The organism is Microbacterium sp. NPDC055988, assembly GCF_042269505.1.
Taxonomy (GTDB): domain Bacteria; phylum Actinomycetota; class Actinomycetes; order Actinomycetales; family Microbacteriaceae; genus Microbacterium.
Genome location: NZ_JBHJXY010000006.1, coordinates 1 through 1145, shown reverse-complemented (window position 1 = coordinate 1145; position 1145 = coordinate 1). Strand labels below are relative to the sequence as shown.

Here is a 1145-nt window from a genome sequence, read left to right as displayed (position 1 = left end):
GGTTCTCGACCGTACATCGAGAACCACTCAGTGGACGCGTAGCACCAACAAACGGTGTGTTATCAAGTCATCGGCTTATTAGTACCAGTCAGCTGCATGCATTACTGCACTTCCACATCTGGCCTATCAACCCAGTAGTCTGGCTGGGAGCCTCTCACCCGAAGGTATGGAAATCTCATCTTGAGGCCGGCTTCCCGCTTAGATGCTTTCAGCGGTTATCCATCCCGAACGTAGCTAATCAGCGGTGCTCCTGGCGGAACAACTGACACACCAGAGGTTCGTCCAACCCGGTCCTCTCGTACTAGGGTCAGATCCTCTCAAATTTCCTACGCGCGCAGCGGATAGGGACCGAACTGTCTCACGACGTTCTAAACCCAGCTCGCGTACCGCTTTAATGGGCGAACAGCCCAACCCTTGGGACCTACTCCAGCCCCAGGATGCGACGAGCCGACATCGAGGTGCCAAACCATGCCGTCGATATGGACTCTTGGGCAAGATCAGCCTGTTATCCCCGAGGTACCTTTTATCCGTTGAGCGACAGCGCTTCCACAAGCCACTGCCGGATCACTAGTCCCGACTTTCGTCCCTGCTCGACCTGTCAGTCTCACAGTCAAGCTCCCTTGTGCACTTACACTCGACACCTGATTGCCAACCAGGTTGAGGGAACCTTTGGGCGCCTCCGTTACTTTTTGGGAGGCAACCGCCCCAGTTAAACTACCCACCAGGCACTGTCCCTGAACCGGATTACGGTTCGAAGTTAGATATCCAGAGTGACCAGAGTGGTATTTCAACAATGACTCCACACGAACTAGCGTCCATGCTTCAAAGTCTCCCACCTATCCTACACAAGCCACACCGAACACCAATACCAAGCTGTAGTAAAGGTCACGGGGTCTTTCCGTCCTGCTGCGCGTAACGAGCATCTTTACTCGTAATGCAATTTCGCCGAGTTCGCGGTTGAGACAGTTGGGAAGTCGTTACGCCATTCGTGCAGGTCGGAACTTACCCGACAAGGAATTTCGCTACCTTAGGATGGTTATAGTTACCACCGCCGTTTACTGGGGCTTAAATTCTCAGCTTCGCCTTACGGCTAACCGGTCCTCTTAACCTTCCAGCACCGGGCAGGCGTCAGTCCGTATACATCG

At 53.8% G+C, this 1145-nt stretch carries 1 rRNA gene; it reads right to left on the bottom strand.

From position 1 onward, the window contains the following. Positions 1–58 precede the first annotated feature (58 nt). Positions 59–1145, bottom strand: a 23S ribosomal RNA gene (locus tag ACFC14_RS18835); the annotation flags it as partial.